Below are 20,998 nucleotides of genomic sequence, written 5' to 3'. Positions count from 1 at the left end.
GCTACTCCTCACGCAGCCGGGGGTTGAAGATCTCGTCCATGGCGTCGACCACGAGCACGATGCCAAGGGTGAGCAGCAGGATCGCCAGCAGCGGCCCCAGCAGGTAACCGAGCGCGTTCGGCGTGATCATGGCGCCCGCCTGGAACACGGCCAGGTTGAGCATCACGCCCCAGTTGTTCGCCTCGTACGGCAGCACGCCCAGGAAGAACAGGCCCACCTGCGCGTAGACGGCGCCGGTGACCGCGATGAGCATGTTCATCGCGATGTACGGAGCCATGCTGGGCAGCAGTTCCTTGCTGATGATGTGCCTCGTGGACAGGCCCAGCCCGCGCGCGGCCTCGATGAAGCCGCGTTCGCGCAGGGAGAGCGTCTGGGCGCGGACGGCCCGCGCCACCCCGCCCCAGCCGAGCAGGCCGAGCACCAGGCCCATCTGGATCGGGCTGCCGAACTTCCAGACCATCGCCAGGACCAGCAGCAGCGGCAGGCCGGGGATGGTGAGCTTCATGTCGGTGATCCGCATGAGCACGCTGTCCCAGCGGCCCCGCTTGAACCCGGAGAACAGGCCGAGCGTGGTGCCGAAGACCACTGTGATGACCGCGGTCACCGCGGCGCTGAGCAGGACGTAGCGGGAGCCGGTGATGACCAGCGCGAGCACGTCCCTGCCCTGGGGATCGGTGCCGAACCAGTGCGCCCAGCTCGGCGCCTGGGTGATGGCGTTGGTGTCGCCCGGCAGCTGGTCCGGATAGAACATCGGCCCGAAGGCGCCCATGAACGCGAAGCCGGCGATGATGATCACCCCGGCCAGCCGGCTGGGCTTGCGCTTCATCACGCGCCAGACGCCGAGCCAGAAGTTACGGCGCATGGTCGCGGCGGCGGACGCCGTCTCAGGGATCAGCACGGTGCTCATGTCGAGTCCTCTCCGCTGCGCACCCGCGGGTCGATCACCGTGTAGAACAGGTCGGCCACGATGTTCGCCACGATGACGGCGGCGGTGATCAGCAGGAACGCCCCGCCCATCAGCGCGTAGTCGCGGGTGTTGATGCTCTCGATGAGCAGCCACCCGAGTCCCGGATAGTTGAAGATCTTCTCGATGAATACCGCGCCGCCGAGGAGCAGCCCCAGAGACAGGGCGAGGATGGTGAACAGCGGCAGGATCGCGTTACGCGCGATGTAGCGGAAGATGATCGAGCGCTTCATGCCGCGCAGCTCGGCGGCCAGGATGAAGTCGTCGCCGAGCACGGTGACCACGCTCGACTTCATCGCCAGCACCCAGCCGCCGTAGGCCGACAGCGCGTAGGTGGCGATCGGCAGCACCGCGTGCTCGGCCAGCGAGCCGAGGTAGCCGGCGTTGAAGCCCGGCTCGAACATGATGTCCACCGGCCCGTCGGCGGGCAGGATGGGGATGAGCGTGGCGAAGATGACCACGAGCAGCATCGCCAGCACATACTGCGGGATGCCGTGCAGCAGCGAGCCGGAGATGGCCAGGGCGTCGCCCAGCTTGCTCTTGCGCTTGATGGCCGCGTAGACGCCGAGGATGACGCCGACGAGGAAGCTGAGCAGCGTGCCCCCCAGCACCGGCAGGATGGTCCACTTGGCCGCCTCGCCGAGCACGCCGAGCACGGGCTGGCCCGGGCGGCTGACCGAGGTGCCGAGGTCGAAGTGGAGCAGCCCGCCGATGTAGTCGGTGTACTGCTGCCACAGCGAGCCCGTCGGCTGGAACCCGTACAGCACCTTGACGGCCTGTGTGGCCGCCTCCGGAGACATGCCGCTCTGGAGCAGCTTGTCGTACTGGGCCGCCATGGGGTCGCCCGGGATGTTGTTGATGATGAAGAAGCTGATCGTGGCTACCACGATGATCATGACGAAACCGCGGGCCAGGTGGCCCGCGAGTCGCCGTGCGATAAGCGTCATAAGTTACTGCTTCGACTTGACCATGCCGAGCTGGATCCACACACCGGAGGCGAGCACGCCGGTGCCGAGACGAAGGATCTCGTCGTCGTGGGGCCAGCCGGTGAATCGGCTGTTGTTGACGAACTGGTTGTTGACGTAGTCCCAGAGCTGGATGACCGGCAGGTCCTGGTTGGCCGCCGTCGCCAGCTGCGCCATGATCGGCTTGGCCGCCTCCTCGTTGGCCGAGTTCAGCTTGCCGGTCAGCTCACCCGGGTCGATCTTGGTGCCGTTGACGTCGATCTGCTCGGGGCCGCCCATCCAGTTGCCGTTCTTGCCCGCCGGGGAGTGCTCGATCTTGCCCGCGACGTTGGTCCAGCCGTTGGAGGCACCGTAGAGGCGCTGGAAGATGTCGTACGGCGCCGGGCCGAGCGCCATGAGCCAGAAGCCCACGTCGTACTTGCCGGCCGACAGCTCCTCAAGGTAGACGGGGTAGTCGGGGGTGGTCTGGATCTCCGCGTCGATGCCGGCCTTGATCAGCTGGCTCTTGATGTTCTCCTGCGCCGACAGCCAGTCGGAGAAGCCGGCCGGCGCGTGCATGGACACCTTCCACGGCTTGCCGTCGGCCAGCGTCCACTTGCCGTCCTTCTTCGTCAGCCCGGCCGACTTGAACTCCGCCTCGGCCTTCGCCGCGTCGGGCTTGTACGGGTCGAGCTTCGGCAGCGTGTCGGGGATCCAGGCCTGCGCGGCCTTCTGGTGGATGCCGCTGGTCGTGACGGCCGGCGTGCCGCCCTCGGGCGAGGCGACCTTGGTGACCTGGTCGCGGTCGATGAGGTAGGCGAGGCCCCTGCGCACGTGCACGTTGTCATAGGGCTTCTTGGACTGGTTGAAGGCCATGCTCACGGCCACCGGCGAGTAGCCCTTGATGACCTCGTTGCCCGGGCCCTGCTTGATCCGGTTCATCACGTCCGTGGGAGCGGCGACGAACCCGGACTGGTCGAGCTTGCCGGCGGTGAGGTAGTTCCAGATCTGCTCGTTGCCGGTGTAGTTGAGGAACTTCACCTGCGCCGGAGCCACGTTGGCGGCGTTGTAGAAGTTCTTGTTCTTGACCAGCAGGGCTTCTCCGGGGTTGACCCGCTCCAGCACGAACGGACCGGCGGAGACGTCCTTGGGCGGGGCGAAGGCGATCACCTTCTGGCCGATGGCGGTGATCTCCGTGCGAGCCGCCTCCGCCGCCGCGCCGTCACCCCGGGCGGCCTTGAGCTTGTCCCAGAAGTCCGCGGGAAGAACGCTGCTCCACACGTGGGCGGGCAGGACGGCCGTGTCGAGCACGCCGCGAGCGAACTTCGGACTGGGGTTCGCCATGTCCTGCGTGATCTTCAAGGTCTGGGGGTCGACGACCGTGACCTCCGCGGCGGTGCCCGCCGCGCCCGGGGTGACCGAGAAGGCGGTGCTCCCCTGCGTGTAGGCGATGCCGATGGACATCTTGACGTCCTCGGCGGTGACCGGCTTGCCGTCGGACCACTTGGCGTTCGGCTGGAGCTTCAGCGTGATCGCGGAGTTGTCCGGCGCGATCTCCCAGCTCGCCGCGATGCCGGGCAGGGCCTGGTTCGGGTCCGTCAGGTGGTTCTTGACCCACGCGATCCGCATCGCGTTGAAGCCCGAGAAGGAGTTGCCCTTGGGGTTGTACGGGTTGGCCGGCGCCGAGGCGTCGAGGCCGGGCCGGTTGACGTCGATCGTGGTGAAGAGCCCGCCACCACCGCCCGAGCTGGACTTGTTGGTGGAGCCACTGCTGCACGCTGTGGCAGTGGCCAGGCCCAGCAACGCTACTACCGCTGCTAGTCGCTTCATGTACCGCTCCGGGGAGTGTCGGACCTGCTTGAGGATCGCGTGGGATTAGCCGGACCCTACGGTCACGCACAGGTCACGTCAATAATCTCCAGGTGTTGTGAGGCTAATGTAACTTTCCTTCATGCCCCATGTCGATGGCGCTCGGCGCCATTAGCCCAGCATAAGCACCGCAGCCCCGTTGACCTGCCCGTCTGCCAGATCGCGGAGCGCGGAGGCGGCCCTGCCGAAGGGATAGGGCGTCGTCATCACGTGCGGCGGACGCCCGAGTGACAGGTCGAGATAGGCCCGTCCGTCGGCCCTGGTGTTGGCGGTCACGCTCCGTAGCGTCCGTTCCTGGAAGAGGTGGCGCTCGTAGTTCAGCGTGGGGATGTCGGTGAGGTGGATCCCGGCCACGGCGAGCGTGCCGCCCCGGTCGAGCGCCGCCAGCGCCACGGGCACCAGATCGCCCACGGGCGCGAACAGGATGGCCGCGTCCAGCGGCTCGGGCGGCCGGTCTCCGGCGGAGGCGGCGCCCAGCTCCAGGGCCAGTTCCCTGGCGGCGCTTGACCTGGTGACCACGTGGACGACGGCCCCATGGGCGATGGCCGCCTGCGCGGTCAGGTGGGCGGACGCGCCGAACCCGTAGACCCCGAGCCGGCCGCCTTCCGGCAGGTCGGCTCGGAGCAGCGCCCGATAGCCCACGATCCCGGCGCACAGCAGGGGCGCCAGCTTCTCGGCGGGCGCCCCCTCGGGCAGGGCGTAGACGTAGGCGGCGGGCACCGTCAGATACTCCGCGTAACCGCCGTCGGCATCCCACCCGGTATAAGCGGACGAAAGGCAAAGATTTTCTTTACCGTCCAGGCAGTAGCGACAGGCCCCGCAGGTCCATCGGAGCCAGGCGACCCCGACCCGCTGCCCGACGTCCCCGTCCCCGCCGACCACGTGCCCGACGACCTGGTGGCCGGGCGAGATCGCGGGGTGACGGGGCGGCAGGTCCCCTTCGACCAGGTGCAGGTCGGTCCGGCACACACCGCAGGCCTCGACCTGGACCAGCACCTCCCCGACGCCCGGCTCCGGCATGGGCTTGTCCACCATGACCAGCAGCCGGTCCGGATCCGGAATCCATGCCTTCATCGGGCCCCCTTCAGCTCAGGACGCCAGCCGGGACAGCGCCAGGGAGGCGTACAGGGCGGCGCCGTCCGGCAGCACGGAGTCGTCGAATTGCGCCTCGGGGGAGTGGTTGTACGGCGCCGTGGCCGGATCGCGGTCGGGCGGGCACGCCCCCAGGAAGACGAATGCCCCGGGGATGGCCTGCAGCACGTACGAGAAGTCCTCCGAGCCCATGACCGGCTGCGGCGAGACGAAGTAGCGTCCGGGCCCGAACAGCTCCTCGGCGGTCCTGGAGACGAAGTCCGCCTCGGTGGGATCGTTCACGGTGACCGGGTAGCCCATCCCGAACGATGCCTCGACCGACAGCCCGTGCGCGGCCGCGACGCCCTCGACCACCTCCACCAGCCGCCGCTTCACCAGCTCCCGGTTGCCCGGCGAGAACGTGCGCACCGTCGCCTCGAAGCGCGCCTCGTCCGGGATCACGTTGTCGGCCGTGCCCCCGTGGAAGGACCCGACCGTGACCACGACCGGATCGAACACGTCGAACGTCCTGGTCACCATCGCCTGCAGCGACGTCACCATCTCGCAGCCCGCCTGGATGGGGTCGAGCGCGCGGTGCGGGCTGGAGCCGTGCCCGCCGCGCCCCTTCACCGTCACCTCGAACACGTCGGCCGCGGCCATGAGCGGCCCGGGCCGGGAGGCGAACAGGCCCGGGGGCAGCATCGAGGAGACGACGTGCATCCCGTACGCGGCGACGGGCCGCGCGCCCGCCGCGTCCAGCACGCCCTCCTCGATCATGTGCTTGGCGCCCTCATGACCCTCCTCGCCCGGCTGGAACATGAAGATGACGTCCCCGGCCAGCTCCGCCCGCCGCGCGCTGAGCAGGTGCGCGGCGCCGGCGAGCATGGCGGTGTGCAGGTCGTGGCCGCACGCGTGCATCTGCCCGTCGATCTGCGACCGGTAGGGCAGATCATTGCGCTCGGTGACCGGCAGCGCGTCCATGTCGCCGCGCAGCAGCACCGCCGGACCCGGCCGGCCGCCCCTGAGCACGGCGGTGATCGAGCTGAGCGCCTTCCCGGTGGTGATCTCCAGGGGCAGCCCGTCGAGCGCCGTCAGGACTTTCTCCTGGGTACGCGGCAGCGCGAGGCCGATCTCGGGAGTGGTGTGCAGTGACTGACGCAGCCGGACGAGCTCGTCCCGCAGGTCCCGCGCGGATTCAATGAACGACATGAACAACATTCTTCATGTGCTGGTCGGGAAGTCGATAAGGGACACTCTGTACGATGGGCCGCGTGACTCAGCGTAAGCGGATCAACTCCTGGCTTTCCGACATGGACGGCGTTCTCGTACACGAGGGCCGGCCCGTCCCGGGTGCGGATGTGTTCATCAAGCGGCTCAGCGAGTCCGGCAAGAAATTCCGGGTGCTGACGAACAACTCCATCTACACCCAGCGGGATCTTTCGGTACGCCTGGCGAACGCCGGTCTGGAGGTGCCCGCCGAGTCGATCTGGACCTCGGCGCTGGCCACCGCCCAGTTCCTCGACGACCAGCGGCCGGGCGGCTCCGCCTACGTGATCGGCGAGGCCGGGCTGACCACCGCGCTGCACGAGGTCGGCTACGTGCTGACCGACCTCGACCCCGACTACGTGGTGCTCGGCGAGACGCGTACCTACAGCTTCACGCAGATCACCCGGGCGATCCGCCTCATCGAGGGCGGCGCCCGCTTCATCGCCACGAACCCGGACCCGGTCGGCCCGTCCACCGAGGGCTCGCTGCCCGCCTGCGGCGCGGTCGCCGCCATGATCACCAAGGCCACCGACGTCGAGCCCTACTTCGTCGGCAAGCCCAACCCGCGGATGATGCGCAGCGCGCTCAACGAGATCGAGGCGCACAGCGAGACCACCGCGATGATCGGCGACCGGATGGACACCGACATCGTGTGCGGGATGGAGGCCGGGCTCTACACGATCCTGGTGCTCACCGGCGTCACCCAGCGCGAGCAGATCGACCGCTTCCCCTTCCGGCCGTCGCTGGTCGTCGACTCGGTGGCGGATCTCATCGACCTGATCTGAACCTGACACTGGTTGGCAGGTAAGCCTGGCAAGGTGCCCCGTATGACGCATATCTACCTGGAGGTCGGCCCCAAGAAGGTCTTCGCCTGCTCGCTGGAGTGGCCCGGCTGGTGCCGCGTGGCCAAGGGCGAGGAGGCGGCCATAGACCTGCTCGTGGACTACGCGCCGCGTTACCGGGTGATCGCCGAGCGGGCCGGGCTGCCGTTCGAGCCGGGCGATCCCGTGGTGGTCGCCCGCGAGCCGGGCAGCGAGATGACCGACTTCGGCGCGCCGTTCGCGATCCCCGAGCTCGACCAGGAGCCGATCGACGCCGAGACCGCGGGCCGCCGGGTGGCGCTGCTGCGCGCCGCCTGGGAGCTGTTCGACGAGGTCGCCGCCGAGTCGCCGGAGGAGCTGCGCAAGGGGCCGCGGGGCGGCGGGCGCGACCTGTCGAAGGTCATGGCGCACGTCGCGGAGGCGGAGCGTGCCTACGCCCGGAAGGTGGACGTACGGCACAAGCCCTACAAGAGCCCGGCGGACCGCGACGCCATGCGCGAGGAACTGGCCGAGGTGCTGTCACGCCCCTGGCAGCCGCCGCAGACCACCGGCTGGCCGCCCGCCTACGCCGTGCGGCGGACCGCCTGGCACGTCATCGACCATCTGTGGGAGATCGAGGACCGCCGATGAGACGCGGCAGCGCGCTGATGTTGCGCGACAGGTAGGCGGCCACGGCCTCGGGGACGACGTGCCGGGAGGTGATCTCCGCCTCCCGCAGCGGCAGCCGTACGACCTCGTAGACGCCGCGCGACGGGTCCTCGAACTCGGGCCCGTGCCGCAGGGCCGGGTCCATGTCGACCAGGCGGCAGCCATATACGTGCTGAGTCTTGACCTCGCCCTGCCACGGATAGGTGACCGTGGTCAGCGGGGTCACGCCCGAGACCGTCGCGCCCAGCTCCTCCAGCAGCTCCCGGTGCAGCGTGTGCTCCAGGGTCGCGTCCTCGGGCTCGACATGGCCGCCGGGCACGGACCAGTAGACCTGGCGGCCCGGGACCGTCCGGCGGAAGATCACTAATTGCTCGTCATGGTCAAGGAGGACGCCACGGACACTCGGTCGCATACGACCACCCTATTTGGCCGGTATGACCTTCGGGTAGCCTAACTTACGGTACCGTAACCTACAGGGAGACGATCTTGAAGGCGATGACGCAGACGCAACTTCTGCACGAGCTGGAGCCCGTGGTCGCCGGGGAGCTCGACCGCCATAACGCGATGGCGAAAGAGTGGTTCCCGCACGAGTACATTCCGTGGAGCGAAGGCCGCGATTTCGACGGCGTCTACGGCGGCGAGGCCTGGCAGGACAGCGACTCGAAACTTCCCGAGGCCGCCCGGGTCTCGCTCATCGTCAACCTCCTCACCGAGGACAACCTGCCCAGCTACCACCACGAGATCGCCACGACGTTCGGCCGTGACGGCGCGTGGGGCACCTGGGTGCAGCGCTGGACCGCCGAGGAGGGCCGGCACGGCGTCGCGATCCGCGACTACCTCACGGTGACGCGCGCGGTCGACCCGGTCGCGCTGGAGCGCGCCCGCATGACGCACATGGAGGCGGGCTTCGCCACCGAGTACGGCACCATGCTGGAGCAGCTGGCCTACGTCTCCTTCCAGGAGCTGGCCACCCGCATCGCCCACCGCAACACCGGCCGGGCCTCCGGCGACGAAGGCTGCGAGCGGCTGCTGGCCAGGATCGCCGCCGACGAGAACCTGCACATGCTCTTCTACCGCAACCTGCTCAAGGCCGCCTTCGAGCTGGACCCCAACCAGACCATGCGCGCCGTGACCGACGTCGTGAAGACCTTCCAGATGCCCGGCTCCAGCATCGAGGGCTTCACCCGCAAGGCGATGATCATCGCCCACGAGGGCATCTACGACCTGCGCCTGCACCTCGACGACGTGCTCATGCCGGTGCTGAAGCAGTGGTCGGTGTTCGACAAGACCGGCCTCGACGCGGGCGGGGAGCAGGCCCGGGAGGAGCTGGCCGAGTTCCTGGCCAAGACCGAGGCGACGGCGGCCAGGTTCGTCGAGCGCCGGGCCGAACGCAAGGCTCGCGCCGCCCAGCGCTGATCGAGAGTCCGGGCCCTTTGCCGATCACCAGCCGTAGCCGAAGGGTTCGCGCGGCCGGTAAGGGGCCTCCAGGCGGGCGACCTCGTCAGGGGTGAGGACGAGGTCCACGGCGGCGAGCGCGTCGTCGAGGTGGCCGGGGCGCGTCGCCCCCACGATCGGCGCGGCGACGGCGCTCGCCGCGTGCCCGACCGCCGTGCCGTTGCCGGGCTTCTTGCCGAGCAGCCAGGCCAGGGCCACCCGCGCGGGCGGCACGCCGCGCTCCCCGGCGACGGCCCGCAGCGCCGCCACGACGCCGTCGTTCTCGGGCGCACGGTCCTCGTGGGCCGCCCTGGTGGTGGCCCGCCCTTCCCCGCCGGCCAGCAGGCCGCGGGCGAGCGGACTGTACGGCAGCACGCCCAGCCCCTGGTCGGCACAGTAGGGAAGCACCTCGCGCTCCTCCTCCCGGTAGGCGAGGTTGTAGCGGGTCTGCATCGCCACGAACCTGGTCAACCCCGCCGCCTTCGCCACGTGCTGCGCCTTGGCCAGCTGCCAGCCGTACATGAGTGAAGCCCCGATGTAGCGGGCCTTGCCCGCCCTGACCACGTCATCCAGCGCCCGCATGGTCTCCTCGACGGGCGTCTCGTCGTCCCAGCGGTGGATCTGGTAGAGATCCACGTGATCGGTGCCGAGCCGCCGCAGTGACGCGTCGATCGAGTCCAGGATGTGCTTGCGCGACAACCCGCGATCGTTGACCCCCTTGCCCATGGGGTAACCGACCTTGGTCGCCAGTACGTAGTCCTCGCGGCGGTCGAAGAGCCGGCGCAGCAGGCTGCCGGTGATCTCCTCGCTGACGCCCCCGGAGTACATGTCGGCGGTGTCGAAGAAGGTCACCCCGCCCTCCACCGCCCGGCGCACGATCGGCTCGGCGGCCTCCTCGGGCAGGAACCAGGGCGAGGCCGCCGGGTCGCCGTAGCTCATCATGCCCAGGCCGATCCGCGACACCTTCAGGCCCGACGTTCCCACGCGTACGTATTCCATCGGCCCATCATCGGGTAAGCCCGTGCCCCCTCTTGACCCGGAGATGGTCTTGGACATCCGCGACATCGGGAAGGTTCAGGACTACGGGCCACACATCAACATCCCTGGGAGTGAAGGGTGAGAATCTTCGGGATCGCCGCGAGCCTCCAGGCGGGATCGTTCATCACCAAGTTGCTGGAGGCGATGGAGGGTGAGCTGCCCCGGGGGGCGCGCCTGGAGTGCTGGCGGGGGCTCGGCACGGTCCCGCCCCACTCCCTCGGTCCCGTACCGGAGCAGGTCGCTGGCCTGCTGCGCAAGCTGGACGAGTCCGACGCGGTGCTGATCACCGCGCCCGAGCACAGCCTGCTCCCGGCTGAGCTGGGCCACGCGCTGCGCTGGATGTCGACCGGCGGGCGCCTGGCGGGCAAGCATGTCGCCGTGATGAGCGCCAGCGTGCGCGCCTGCGGCGCCATGTGGGCGCAGGCCGAGCTGTTCAAGGAGCTCACCGGCGCCGGCGCGGTCGTGATGGGCACGGAGCTGGTGCTCTCGCCCACCTGCCCGCACTTCGACGACCAGGGCCGTCTGACGGCACTCTACCTGCGCGACCAGGTACGGGAACTGGTCGGCCAGCTCTGCCCCGTTCCGCACAGGACGCGGCCCGTGTTCACGCCCCGGCTCGTCCTGGCGGGCCCTTCGGCATAGTCCCGGCTACGGGTCAGGGGCTGCGGCGCAGGCGTTTCACGTCGGAGCGGAGCTTCTTGGTGGCGATGCGGCGCTCGACCGAGCCCCGGCTGGGCTTGGTGGCGCGGCGGCGCTTGGGCGGGGGCGCGATGGCCTCGCGGATGCGCTGGGCCAGGCGCTGTTCGGCGGCCTCGCGGTTGCGCAGCTGGGAGCGGTATTCAGAGGCGGCGATGGTGATCGTGGGGGAGCCGAGCCGGTCGAGGGCGCGGGCCTTGAGCTCCGGCGGCAACGCCGTGGTGGCCGACACGTCGAAGACGAGCTCCACCCGGCTGTCCGTGGTGTTGACACCCTGGCCGCCCGGGCCTGAAGAGCGGGAGAAACGCCAGACGAGCTCGGCGTCCGGGATGACGACCGAGTCGTTGACGACCAGCGGGCCGGGCATGGCGGGGTGCTCCTGTTCTCCGAAGTGGAATGTCACCGTACCTGAGCGACATATGCCCAAAGCAATGGGATTTCCAATCACAGACGCCGCTGCGACTATGGAATGAACGATCTGTGGGGGAGGCCGATTCCGTGGTGCACGTGACGGCGGTGCAGCTGGCCCTGGTGCACGTGACGGCGACGCAGATAGCCCTGACAGTGCCCTTGGCCATCGCCTCCGCCACCGGATTCCTCTTACTCCGCTGCCAGGGCAAGGGCCGGCCGTTCGGGCCCGGCGGCTGGTGGCTGGCGATCGTCATCATCCTGCTGACCGGGCTGGTCTCCTCGGCCGTGGCGCTGGTGGGCGGCGAGCTGCTGAACAACTACCTGTCCACGGTGCTGGGCGCGGTCGCGCCGGGCGGCCTGTGGCTGAGTCAGGTGCGCTCCCGCGAGGACGACCGGCGCTCGCTGGCCAAGGAGGCGGCGACGTTCTGGCTGGTGTCGTTGCTGGCCAAGCTCGACCAGGCGATGGCAGAGGACCAGCGGGTCTGGTGCGAGAAGCGGGTCGACGACTCGTGGAGCGTCTACGAGCTGAGCCTGGCCGCCAACCGCTACCACGAACGCATCGGCGAGCGGCTCTCGGTGGAGGAGCGCAGGAAGGAGCGGGTGCACGCCAGGCTCGACGCGATCGAGCGGCGGCTGGACGTGGCCGCGCTGGTCGAGGACGGGGCGTCGCGGTCCAAGGTGATCACCGCACTGCGCGGCTCCCGGCACACGCGGCTGGCCAGGTATGAGCGCTACATCAATGATCTGACCCGGTTACACGGCATCCTTCGGCATGACGCCGAGAACGACGTGCTGCGGCTGCTGGCCTCGGCCTATCGGAGCGGGTATCGGTCACTGCCCAGGTTCGTACCGCCGACGCGGTCGCGAATCGCCACGTCGCTCAGACCGCACCCATGAGACGCGCTGCTCACGCCGCCCCTATGAGACGGGCCGCTCAGGCTTCACCCACGAGAGCCGCGAGTCTCCTCGGCGAGCAGGATGGACTCCTCCTCGGCCTCGCTCAGCGTGAACTCGATGCGGGCGCCGAGCGCCTTGACCACGGCGCCGAGAGTGCGGAGCGTGAGGTTCTCGTCCCCCGACAGGATCTGGCTCACCCGGCCCGGCGACACGCCCATCGAGGCGGCCAGATCGGCCCGCGAGACCTTGTGTTCACGCATATACCACGTGATCTCGTCGACGGCGTCCTGGGCGAGACCGCCCGGGCTCACCTCGTCAGGCATGCTCCGGCGAAAGGCCATCTCGGTCTCGCTCTCAGCGGTCGGTTCCTGGTGACTCAACTTTAGCTCTACCTAAACCTTTAGGCAAGACTAAACCGGCAAACGATCTGCAAGTGAGGTGTGTCACCATCTCCGGGAATCACGGGGAAACAGGGAGGGCGCTGTGGCGGGCATCGTCGGCGTGCACGGGATCGGCAAGTACAACTACTACGTAGCGGCGGGCAACTCCGCGACCGGGGCGGCCGAGGCGATGCGCCGCAAATGGGACCGCTACCTACAGGCGGCGCTCGGGGGAGAGCACCGGGCGTACTTCAGCGAGGTGGCCTACTTCTCCCATCTGCTGCACGACGGCCGGCCCAAGGAGGGCCCGCAGGCGTTCGCGGCCATGCAGGGCTCCGCCCACCAGGTGCTCGTCGACTGGGCCAGGAACATGGGCCTGGGGGAGCGCTTCACCGGAGCGCTCAAGTTGTTCACCGGGTGGCTGCTGGCCCGGCTCGACAGCAGGTCGGCGGCGTTCGCGTCGCTGTTCGCGCCGGAGGTGGCGGCCTACCTGACCGACCCGGCCCGGCGTGAGAGGTGCCAGGAGGCCGTCCGCGACACGATCAGGAAGCACAGCCCCCGGGTGGTGATCGCCCATTCGCTGGGCAGCGTCGTGGCCTACGAGACGCTCTGGGCCAACCCCGACCTCGAGGTCGACCTGCTCATCACTCTCGGCAGCCCGCTGGGCATGCGCAACGTGATCTTCGAGCGCCTCCTGCCCGCCCCGATCAACGGCCTCGGCTCCCGGCCCGCCGGCGTCAAGCGCTGGGTGAACATCGCCGACAAAGACGACATCGCGGCCATCCCACCCGATCTGTGCGGCAGCTTCACCGGAGTGGACGTCGAAGAGCTGGTCAATCTCGACTGGATCGACTTCCACACCGCCGAGAAATACCTGGGTTGCCCGGCACTCGACCCGCATCTGCGACCATTCCTGCCATGACGTGGATTGTCTTCGACTACGGCAACGTGCTGTCCCTGCCCCAGTCCGAGTCCGACGCCGACGAGATGGCCCAGGCGGTGAACGCCGATCCCGAGGCGTTCAAGCGGGCCTACTGGGAGCACCGCCTGGAGTTCGACCGGGCGGCGCTGTCTCCGGCCGCCTACTGGTCGGCGGTGCTCGGCCGGCCCGCCTCCATCGCCGAGATCGCCCGGCTGGTCGCGATGGACGTAGCCAGCTGGGCCTACCCGGACGAGGGGACGGTCGCCATCCTGAACGATCTCCTGGACGACGGCGGCAACGTGGCCCTGCTGTCCAACGCGCCCGCCTGCCTGGCCGACGGCCTGGACGGGCTGCCGTGGATCGCGAACATCAAGCACCGCTTCTACAGCGGCCGGATGGGCCTGGTGAAGCCGGACCGGGAGATCTTCGACCGGATGGCGGCCGACCTCGACGCCGACCCGGCCGAGATCGTGTTCATCGACGACCGGGCGGAGAACGTGGCCGGGGCCGAGCGCGCGGGCATGACGGGCGTCCACTTCACCTCCGCCGAGGCGCTGCGGGAGGCGCTCAAGGCGTGAGGCGTTCAAGGCGCTCAAGGTGTGAGGCGTTCAAGGCGTTCAAGGTGTGAGGAGCGTTAATCGAGCGGCGGGTTATGTCTTGTGTGATTTATGGTGTTTCAAATGGAGAGCGCGTTTAATGTCGATCTGCGCGGCGTGGTCGACCTGCTCAGCCGCCACCTGTACTCGAGCCCCCGCGTGTACGTACGCGAGCTCCTCCAGAACGCGGCTGACGCGATCACCGCACGCCGGGCGGCCGACCCGGAGGCGCCCGCCACGGTGACCATCGAGGTGGCCGATGGGCGGCTCAGCGTGCACGACACCGGCATCGGCCTCACCGAGGACGAGGTCCACGTGCTCCTGGCCACCATCGGCCGCTCTTCCAAGCGCGACGAGCTCGGTTTCGCCCGGCACGAGTTCCTCGGCCAGTTCGGCATCGGCCTGCTGTCCGGCTTCCTGGTGGCCGATGAGATCAGCGTGCGGACCAGGTCGGCGACGGGCGGCCCGACCGTGCTCTGGACCGGACGCTCCGACGGCCGCTACGAGGTGGCGCCGGCGGGGGAGGAGCGGGACGAGCCGGGCACCACGGTCACCCTCGCGGCGCGGCCGGACGCCGCCGAGTGGGTGACGGAGCGGACGATCACCGAACTGGCGGAGCTGTACGGCTCGCTCCTGCCGATCGACGTCACCGTGAACGGCCGCCGCACCACCGTCGGTGCCCCGCCCTGGCAGACAAAGCACGCTTCTCCCGCGATAAGACGGAATTTCCTGCAAAAGCATTGCGCGGAGCTGTTCGGGTTCACGCCGCTCGACGTCGTCGACCTCCACGTCCCCGAAGCCGGGCTCACCGGCGTGGCCTACATCCTGCCCACTCCGGCGAACCCGGCCATCCGCGGTGGCCACCGCGTCTACCTCAAGCGCATGCTCCTCACCGAGAGCGCCGACGGCCTGCTGCCCGACTGGGCGTTCTTCGCCCGCGGCGTCGTCGACGCGGCCGAGCTGCGGCCCACCGCCAGCCGCGAGGCGCTCTACGAGGACGACCTCCTCGAACACACCCGCCTGGAGCTCGGCCGCCAGCTGCGTGCCTGGCTGGTCCGGCTGGCCGAGACCGACCCCGACGGCCTGCGCGCCTTCCTGGGCCTGCACCACCTGGGCGTCAAGGCCCTGGCCCTGCACGACGACGAGATGCTCAGGCTGGTCGATCAATGGCTGGAGTATGAGACCAGCGCCGGGCGGATGACGCTCGCCCAGTTCAGGTCGAGGCACCCGAACGGCCGCTACACCACCAGCGTCGACGAGTTCCGCCAGCTCGCGGCCGTTTCCGGCGCGCAGGGCGTCGGCCTGGTCAACGGCGGCTACGTCTACGACAGCGAGATCCTGCCCCGCCTCACCCGCATCGACCCGGACGCCCGGCTGGCCCGCCTCGACCCCGGCGAGCTGGTCACGCACCTGGGCCCGGCGGACCTCGAGGCGGAACTACGCGCCCGCCCCTTCCTCGGCGCCGCCGCGCGGGTGCTCGACCCGCTCGGCTGCGAGGTGGTGCTGCGCGACTTCGACCCGGCCTCGCTGCCCGCCCTCTACCTGACCAGCCGCGCGGCCCAGCACCACGCGGAGCTGCGCGAGGCCCGCGACCTGGGGGACGAGCTCTGGGCCGACGTGCTCGGCGCGATGGAGCGCACGCTGGCGGTGGACCGGCCGAGGCTGGTGCTCAATCACCGCAACCCGCTGGTCCGCCGCGTCACCGGGCTGCCGGACCTGACGCTGGCCGCCACCGCCGTCGAGGCGCTGTACGGCATGGCGCTGCTCCACGGGCATCACCCGCTGCGGCCCGCCGACACCGCGGCGCTCAACCGTTCGTTCCTCGGCCTGCTCGACTGGGCCGTGCAAGGGGGCACGCATGGCTGACCAGGTCGAGACGCTGCTGGCGGAGGCGGCGCGCCTGCCGTACGGGGAGGCCAGGACCGTGCTGGCCGAGCGGGCGCTGCGCGAGGCCGAGGCGCTGCGCGAGCCGGAGCCGGCGATCGCGGCGCGGCTCGCGCTCACCCAGGCGTACCAGTACGGCGGCGAGCCCGCGAAGTCGTTCGCCACCTTCTCCCGGACCGTGGCCGCCTACGACGCCGAGCCCGGCCGGTTCACCGAGTGGCAGGCGCGCAGGGTGCTCTGGCAGTTCAAGTGGATCATGAGCGACATGCGCAGGTTCCCGGAGATCCCGCTGCGGCGGGCGCTGGACGCGCTGGACGACATGGAGCGGCGCTACCGCGAGGCCGGGGCGCCCCAGGCCGTGTACGCGCAGCGCTGCCGCGTCGCGCTCCACCTCGGCGACGAGCCGGGTGTCGAGGAGTGGCTGCACCGCTGGGAGACCGCGCCGCGCGACGACCTGTCCGACTGCCGCGCCTGCGACCTGGGCGGCCGGGCGTACGTGCTGGCGTCGCTGGGCCGGTACGAGGAGGCCGTGGCCGTCGGCGGGCCCGTCGTCGCGGGCGAGTTCTCCTGCGGAGTGCAGCCGCAGAGCATCCTGTGCACCCTGCTCACGCCGTACCTCAAGACCGGGCATCTGGACGAGGCCGCGGAGGCGCACCGCCGGGCGTACCGCATCGTGCAGGGACAACTCGGATATCTGGACGACATCGGCGACCACCTGGAATTCTGCGCGCTGACCGGAAACGAGACGCGCGGGCTGGAGATCCTGGAGCGGGAGCTGCCGCTGCTGGAGCGGCCGCCGTCGCCGGCGCAGGCCCGCTCGTTCATGACGGGCGCCGCGCTGGTGCTGCGCCGCCTGATGGAGACGGGCCACGACGGTCTCACCGTACGGCGGGCCGGCCGTGACGTGCCGGTGCCGGAGCTGCACGCGGAGCTGGCGGCCGGGGCGCGGGAGATCGCCGCCCGCTTCGACGTCCGAAACGGCGACGACGTCCACACGCGTCGCGTGGCGGCCACCCTGGCGGCCGAGCCGCTGGTCGCCCACCTCCCGCTCGTCTCGCCCGCCCGCCGCGGCGAGCCGGCCGGACGGATCAACCCGGCGGACACCGACAGCCGTACGGCGATCCGCGAGCTGTTCGAGCTGGGCGAACACGACGCCGGGCTGGCCGCCCTGCGCGCGGCGGGCGACCCGGCCGCGGCCATGGAGACGGCCAAGGAGCTGGCCGACCTCGATCTGGACGTGGAGGCGGCACAGGCGTACGCGGCGGCGGCGGACCTCTACCGGAACGCCGGCGAGCTCCTCGCCGCAGGCTGCGCCATGAGGCAGCGCGCGAAGTGCGTCTACTTCGCCAGCGACGACTTCGCCGAGATCAGCGAGGCGTACGCCCAAGCCAGAGCCGCCCTGACCGCGGCGTCGGAGGCGGGGGAGCGGGACGCGGGGGAGCCGGGCACAGGACCGTCGGACACGGGGCAGTCGGACACGGGGCAGTCGGACGCAGGGCGACGGCGGGAGGCGGTCTGGGAGCTCGCCGGGCTCGGCTACGACGAGGCCGTCGCCCTCGAGTGGGCCAAGTGCCACGAGGCCGCGGCCGAACGCTGCCAGGAAGCCCTCGACGCCTATCTGGCCCTCGACGATCAGATCGGCGCCATGCGAGCCCGCGAACTTCTGGAAGGACTGCGACAAGAGACGGAGCAGGAGGACTGACGCTGTTCATCCAGCCTTGACTCCATTGTCACAACCCTGTCAGTCGAGGTGGACATACCTGGACCGTGGACCGCAGATCCTTCCTCGCCGCGGCGGCAGTGACGTTCCTCGCGCCATCCCAGCAGGCAGCAGCAGCCTCTTTCCAGCAGACCAGAACCCTCAAATCCGACCCGTTCAACCTAGGCGTCGCCTCCGGAGATCCGTCCACCGACGGCTTCGTCCTCTGGACCCGCCTCGCCCCGAACCCCCTCGCCGGAGACGGTCGCGGCGGCATGCCCTCCCGTGATGTGGACGTCGACTGGCAGGTCTCCACCGACGAGCGCTTCTCGAAGATCGTCAAGTCCGGTACGGCCGAGGCCCGGCCGGGCGCCGCTCACAGCGTCCACGTCGAGGTCGCCGGCCTGGAGCCGGGGCGCGACTACTTCTACCGGTTCAAGAGCGAGGGCAGGCTCTCGCCCGCCGGCCGTACCAGGACCACGCCCACGGGAGAGGTGCCGCTCACGTTCGCGGTCGCCGCGTGCGCGCACTACGAGCACGGCTACTACACCGCCTACCGGAGGCTGGCCGAGCAGGAGCCCGAGCTGGTGGTCTTCCTCGGGGACTACATGTACGAGTACGGCCCCAGCGGCTACACCGCGCTGGCCGGCCGGGTGCGTACGCACACGCCGGGCAAGTGCGAGACGCTGGCCGACTACCGGCTGCGGCACGCCCAGTACAAGAGCGACCACGACCTCCAGCGGGCGCACGCGGTGGCGCCGTGGCTGGTGGCCTTCGACGACCACGAGGTGGAGAACAACTGGGCCGGGTCCGTCTCCAGCACCGACGCTCCCCACTTCACCCGGCGCCGGGCGGACGCCTTCCGGGCGTACTACGAGAACATGCCGCTGCGCCGGGCGAGCCTGCAGGGCGCGGTGCTGCGGGTGAACCGGCGCGTCTCCTGGGGGTCGCTGGCCCGCTTCCACCTGCTCGACACACGGCAGTTCCGTGACGACCAGGCGTGCCTGGACGGGGTACGCGCGGGGTGCGACGAGCGGCTGTCGGCCGGGCGTACGCTGCTGGGCGCCGACCAGTGGCGCTGGCTGGAGGACGGCCTGCGCGGCTCCGGCACCCGGTGGAACCTCCTCGGGCAGCAGATCCTGATGGCGCAGCGCGACTACAAGGTCGGGCCGGGCCGCGAGGTGAACCTCGACGCGTGGGACGGGTACGCCGCCGAGCGGACCCGGCTGCTGGGCTCGCTGTCCGGCACCTCGAACCCGGTCGTGCTGACCGGCGACGCCCACATGCACCACCTGGCCGACCTCAAGACCGACTTCGACGACCCCGATTCGCCCGTGGTGGCCAAGGAGCTGGTGACGTCGTCGATCGCCAGCGACGGGGACGGGTACCGGGACCGGACGTGGATCGCCGAGTCGCTGCAGGAGAACCCGCACATCTCCTACATCGACCAGCGGCGGGGCTACCTGATGGCCAAGGTCACTCGTGACGATATTTCGGTAGATTTCCGGACGTTGGATTACATCTCGCGCAAGGGCGCCCCGGCCAAGACCGCCCACAGCCTCACCATCCCGGCCACCACCCGAGCCCGAGCCTGAGCCCGTCCGCGCGTTCGTACCTGAACGTTCGCTGTCAAACGGCTGAGGGTTCGCTCAACGGAAACGCGGCCGAGCCACCCCATGTGGCCCGGCCGGTGGGTGGTCAGCTCTCCGGCCAGCTGTCGTCCGGGAACTCGCCCGTGCTGCTGTCCGCCATGACCACCTGGTCGCTCTCGCTCAGGCCCGAGGTGATCTCCACATATTGGTCCCCGCGCACCCCGGTGCGCACCGCCCGTACCGCGTCGCGTCCGCCCGAGCGTACGGTGACCACGCTCGTACCGTCGGCCCGGCTCTTCACCGCCTCGGCGGGTACGTAGATCCCGTCATTGGCCGTGCCTGTCGTCACCGACACCGAGGCGGTCTGCCCGAGCATCAGCCCGCGCGGCGGCTGGTCGAAGGCGAGCGTCACCGAGTAGCGGACGAGCTGGTCGCTCACGGTCGCGGTCGGCGCGATGCGGGTGACCGTGCCCGGGTACTTCTGCGCGCCCCGCGTGGCCAGGGTGATGCTCGCCTGCTGGCCGAGCTTGAGCTTGTTCACGTCGGACTCGGTGACCAGCGCGTCGACCTGGAGCTCGTTCAGGTCGCCGAGGCTGATGAACGTACTGGTGCCCGCCGTGTCGCCGACCGATCCCGCCACCGACAGAACCGTGCCGGACGCGGGGGCCACGATCCGGGTGCCGCGCACCGCGTCGGCGGCCTGTTCAAGGGCGGCCTGGGCGCGGTCGACGTTCGCGCTGGCCTGGTCTTCGCTGATGCCGCCCTTGCCGTTCGTGCCGGCGCAGGGGCTGCCGCCCTGGGACTGGCGGGTTCCGGGCGTGGCCTTCCCGGTCGGCCGGCCCGAGGCGCCGGTCGACGGCTTTCCCGTGGGCCTCCCGGTGGCCTTACCTGTGGGCTTGCCGGTGGCCTTGCCCGTGGGTTTCCCCGTGGGTTTGGCGGACGGCTTGCCGGTGGAGGTGCCGGTCGGCGAGGCTGACGGCCGGCCGCCCTCCGGCGTGGCCGTGACGGTCGCGGTGACGGTCGCCGTGGCCGTGACGGTCACCGTGACGGTGGGCTGCGGCTCGGGGCCGCTCGGCGTGGGCTCCGGCGTCGGCGTCCATGTGGGCCGCGGGGTCGGCGTCGTGCCCGGAGTGAGCGTGGTGGTGGGGCCGGCGTCCACGACAGGAACCGCGGAAGGCCCGAAGGCGCCCCTCCCGGTGCCTGTCGAAGGCCCGAAGGCACCCCCGCCGGTGCCTGTCGAAGGCCCGAAGGCACCCCCGCCGGTGCCTGTCGAAGGCCCGAAGGCACCCCCGCCGGTGCCCGTAGAAGGTCCGAAGGCGCCCTTGGCGGCGACCGCCCCGGCGACGGAGGCGGACGTGCCGCCGCTGCTCGGCGCGCACGAGGCCGTGCTGGTGGCGGCGGCCGAGGCGGTGTCGAGGGCTTCCTCGGCGGCGGCCAGGTCGGCGGTGGCGGCCGTGTAGCCCTCGCGGGCCGCCCGGCTGTCCACCCGGGCCAGCACCTGCCCCTTCTTGACCTTGGCGCCGACCTTGACGTAGACCTTGGTCACCGTTCCGGAGCCGCCGAAGCCCAGGTCACGCCGCGAGCCGTCCACGGTGTTGCCCGCGGCCGTGACCGAGGCGGTGACGACGCCCCGCTTGGCCGCCGCCAGCCGTACCTGGGCGGCGGGCTCCGAATCGTCACGGAGCGCCAGCACCAGGCCGGAGCCGGCCACCAGGACGGCCAGGGCGAGCCCGCCGAGTTTGAGCGCCTTCGGCGGGATAGTCGATCTCATGAAGGCCCATCATGGCGTGAACAGGTGGGTACGAGGCTGCGAGCGGGCTCAGAGTTGTCTGTGTGTCTCCGTATGCTCCGGTTTTGTCAGCGAAC

20 protein-coding genes are annotated in these 20,998 nt (G+C 70.2%); 10 read left to right on the top strand and 10 right to left on the bottom strand.

Annotated elements, in window-relative coordinates; genetic code table 11:
• Window position 1: 1 nt before the first annotated feature.
• The 5 genes from AB0B64_RS51660 to AB0B64_RS51640 form a co-directional block, all read right to left on the bottom strand.
• Window positions 2–907, bottom strand: a complete 906-nt coding sequence (locus tag AB0B64_RS51660; protein ID WP_357946135.1) for an ABC transporter permease — start codon at window positions 905–907, stop codon at window positions 2–4.
• The gene (locus tag AB0B64_RS51655; protein ID WP_357946137.1) at window positions 904–1,911 is read right to left on the bottom strand and encodes an ABC transporter permease; all 1,008 of its coding nucleotides are present in this window, start codon (window positions 1,909–1,911) and stop codon (window positions 904–906) included. The genes AB0B64_RS51660 and AB0B64_RS51655 overlap by 4 nt, the downstream gene beginning before the upstream one ends.
• 3 nt (window positions 1,912–1,914) lie before the next feature.
• Window positions 1,915–3,738, bottom strand: a complete 1,824-nt coding sequence (locus tag AB0B64_RS51650; protein ID WP_357946139.1) for an ABC transporter substrate-binding protein — start codon at window positions 3,736–3,738, stop codon at window positions 1,915–1,917.
• 150 nt (window positions 3,739–3,888) lie between these two features.
• A complete protein-coding gene (locus tag AB0B64_RS51645) occupies window positions 3,889–4,851 on the bottom strand; it encodes a zinc-binding alcohol dehydrogenase family protein (RefSeq protein WP_358197731.1) in 963 nt (320 codons plus the stop codon).
• Window positions 4,852–4,866: 15 nt separating this feature from the next.
• On the bottom strand, window positions 4,867–6,057 hold the full coding sequence (locus AB0B64_RS51640; protein ID WP_357946144.1) for a M20 family metallopeptidase: 1,191 nt from the start codon (window positions 6,055–6,057) through the stop codon (window positions 4,867–4,869).
• Between the two features lie 53 nt (window positions 6,058–6,110).
• On the opposite strand from AB0B64_RS51640, the gene AB0B64_RS51635 reads away from it, so the two are divergent.
• Both AB0B64_RS51635 and AB0B64_RS51630 read left to right on the top strand, forming a co-directional pair.
• Window positions 6,111–6,899 (top strand): HAD-IIA family hydrolase, encoded by a 789-nt coding sequence (locus AB0B64_RS51635; protein ID WP_225291503.1) that lies wholly within the window; start codon window positions 6,111–6,113, stop codon window positions 6,897–6,899.
• A gap of 42 nt (window positions 6,900–6,941) precedes the next feature.
• Complete coding sequence (locus AB0B64_RS51630; RefSeq protein WP_358197716.1) at window positions 6,942–7,565, top strand: hypothetical protein; 624 nt, start codon at window positions 6,942–6,944, stop codon at window positions 7,563–7,565.
• Here the strand turns inward: AB0B64_RS51630 and AB0B64_RS51625 are convergent.
• Complete coding sequence (locus AB0B64_RS51625) at window positions 7,528–7,995, bottom strand: NUDIX hydrolase (RefSeq protein WP_357946149.1); 468 nt, start codon at window positions 7,993–7,995, stop codon at window positions 7,528–7,530. The two genes, AB0B64_RS51630 and AB0B64_RS51625, sit on opposite strands and share 38 nt — an antisense overlap.
• 83 nt (window positions 7,996–8,078) lie before the next feature.
• Between AB0B64_RS51625 and AB0B64_RS51620 the strand changes: the two genes are divergently transcribed.
• Window positions 8,079–8,999, top strand: a complete 921-nt coding sequence (locus AB0B64_RS51620) for an acyl-ACP desaturase (RefSeq protein WP_357946373.1) — start codon at window positions 8,079–8,081, stop codon at window positions 8,997–8,999.
• A gap of 24 nt (window positions 9,000–9,023) precedes the next feature.
• Here AB0B64_RS51620 and AB0B64_RS51615 read toward each other — a convergent pair whose 3' ends face one another.
• A complete protein-coding gene (locus AB0B64_RS51615) occupies window positions 9,024–10,016 on the bottom strand; it encodes an aldo/keto reductase (protein ID WP_358197699.1) in 993 nt (330 codons plus the stop codon).
• Window positions 10,017–10,133: 117 nt separating this feature from the next.
• On the opposite strand from AB0B64_RS51615, the gene AB0B64_RS51610 reads away from it, so the two are divergent.
• Window positions 10,134–10,697 (top strand): NAD(P)H-dependent oxidoreductase, encoded by a 564-nt coding sequence (locus tag AB0B64_RS51610; RefSeq protein ID WP_358197692.1) that lies wholly within the window; start codon window positions 10,134–10,136, stop codon window positions 10,695–10,697.
• Window positions 10,698–10,710: 13 nt separating this feature from the next.
• Here the strand turns inward: AB0B64_RS51610 and arfB are convergent, their stop codons facing one another.
• Complete coding sequence (gene arfB / locus AB0B64_RS51605) at window positions 10,711–11,118, bottom strand: alternative ribosome rescue aminoacyl-tRNA hydrolase ArfB (RefSeq protein WP_225291497.1); 408 nt, start codon at window positions 11,116–11,118, stop codon at window positions 10,711–10,713.
• A 113-nt stretch (window positions 11,119–11,231) separates the two neighbouring features.
• On the opposite strand from arfB, the gene AB0B64_RS51600 reads away from it, so the two are divergent.
• On the top strand, window positions 11,232–12,059 hold the full coding sequence (locus tag AB0B64_RS51600) for a hypothetical protein (RefSeq protein ID WP_358197682.1): 828 nt from the start codon (window positions 11,232–11,234) through the stop codon (window positions 12,057–12,059).
• A 44-nt stretch (window positions 12,060–12,103) separates the two neighbouring features.
• On the opposite strand, the gene AB0B64_RS51595 is transcribed toward AB0B64_RS51600, so the two are convergent.
• Entirely contained in the window at window positions 12,104–12,382 is a 279-nt protein-coding gene (locus AB0B64_RS51595) for a helix-turn-helix transcriptional regulator (RefSeq protein ID WP_358197675.1), read from the bottom strand.
• Window positions 12,383–12,542: 160 nt separating this feature from the next.
• On the opposite strand from AB0B64_RS51595, the gene AB0B64_RS51590 reads away from it, so the two are divergent.
• From AB0B64_RS51590 to AB0B64_RS51570, 5 genes are all read left to right on the top strand, one after another.
• The gene (locus AB0B64_RS51590) at window positions 12,543–13,361 is read left to right on the top strand and encodes a hypothetical protein (protein WP_358197665.1); all 819 of its coding nucleotides are present in this window, start codon (window positions 12,543–12,545) and stop codon (window positions 13,359–13,361) included.
• The gene (locus tag AB0B64_RS51585; RefSeq protein WP_357946166.1) at window positions 13,358–13,939 is read left to right on the top strand and encodes an HAD family phosphatase; all 582 of its coding nucleotides are present in this window, start codon (window positions 13,358–13,360) and stop codon (window positions 13,937–13,939) included. Before AB0B64_RS51590 ends, AB0B64_RS51585 begins: the two co-directional genes overlap by 4 nt.
• Window positions 13,940–14,041: 102 nt before the next feature.
• Window positions 14,042–15,823 (top strand): HSP90 family protein, encoded by a 1,782-nt coding sequence (locus tag AB0B64_RS51580; RefSeq protein WP_357946169.1) that lies wholly within the window; start codon window positions 14,042–14,044, stop codon window positions 15,821–15,823.
• Window positions 15,816–17,543 carry a hypothetical protein gene (locus tag AB0B64_RS51575; protein ID WP_358197651.1) on the top strand — a complete coding sequence of 576 codons (1,728 nt, stop codon included), beginning with the start codon at window positions 15,816–15,818 and terminating at the stop codon, window positions 17,541–17,543. The genes AB0B64_RS51580 and AB0B64_RS51575 overlap by 8 nt, the downstream gene beginning before the upstream one ends.
• A 65-nt stretch (window positions 17,544–17,608) precedes the next feature.
• A complete protein-coding gene (locus AB0B64_RS51570) occupies window positions 17,609–19,135 on the top strand; it encodes an alkaline phosphatase D family protein (protein ID WP_358197641.1) in 1,527 nt (508 codons plus the stop codon).
• 103 nt (window positions 19,136–19,238) lie between these two features.
• Here the strand turns inward: AB0B64_RS51570 and AB0B64_RS51565 are convergent, their stop codons facing one another.
• On the bottom strand, window positions 19,239–20,903 hold the full coding sequence (locus AB0B64_RS51565; protein ID WP_358197636.1) for an efflux RND transporter periplasmic adaptor subunit: 1,665 nt from the start codon (window positions 20,901–20,903) through the stop codon (window positions 19,239–19,241).
• Between the last annotated feature and the right edge of the window lie 95 nt (window positions 20,904–20,998).

The organism is Nonomuraea sp. NPDC049129 (assembly GCF_040648495.1).
Classification (GTDB): Bacteria; Actinomycetota; Actinomycetes; order Streptosporangiales; family Streptosporangiaceae; genus Nonomuraea.
This window is presented reverse-complemented; position numbering and strand designations above follow the sequence as displayed.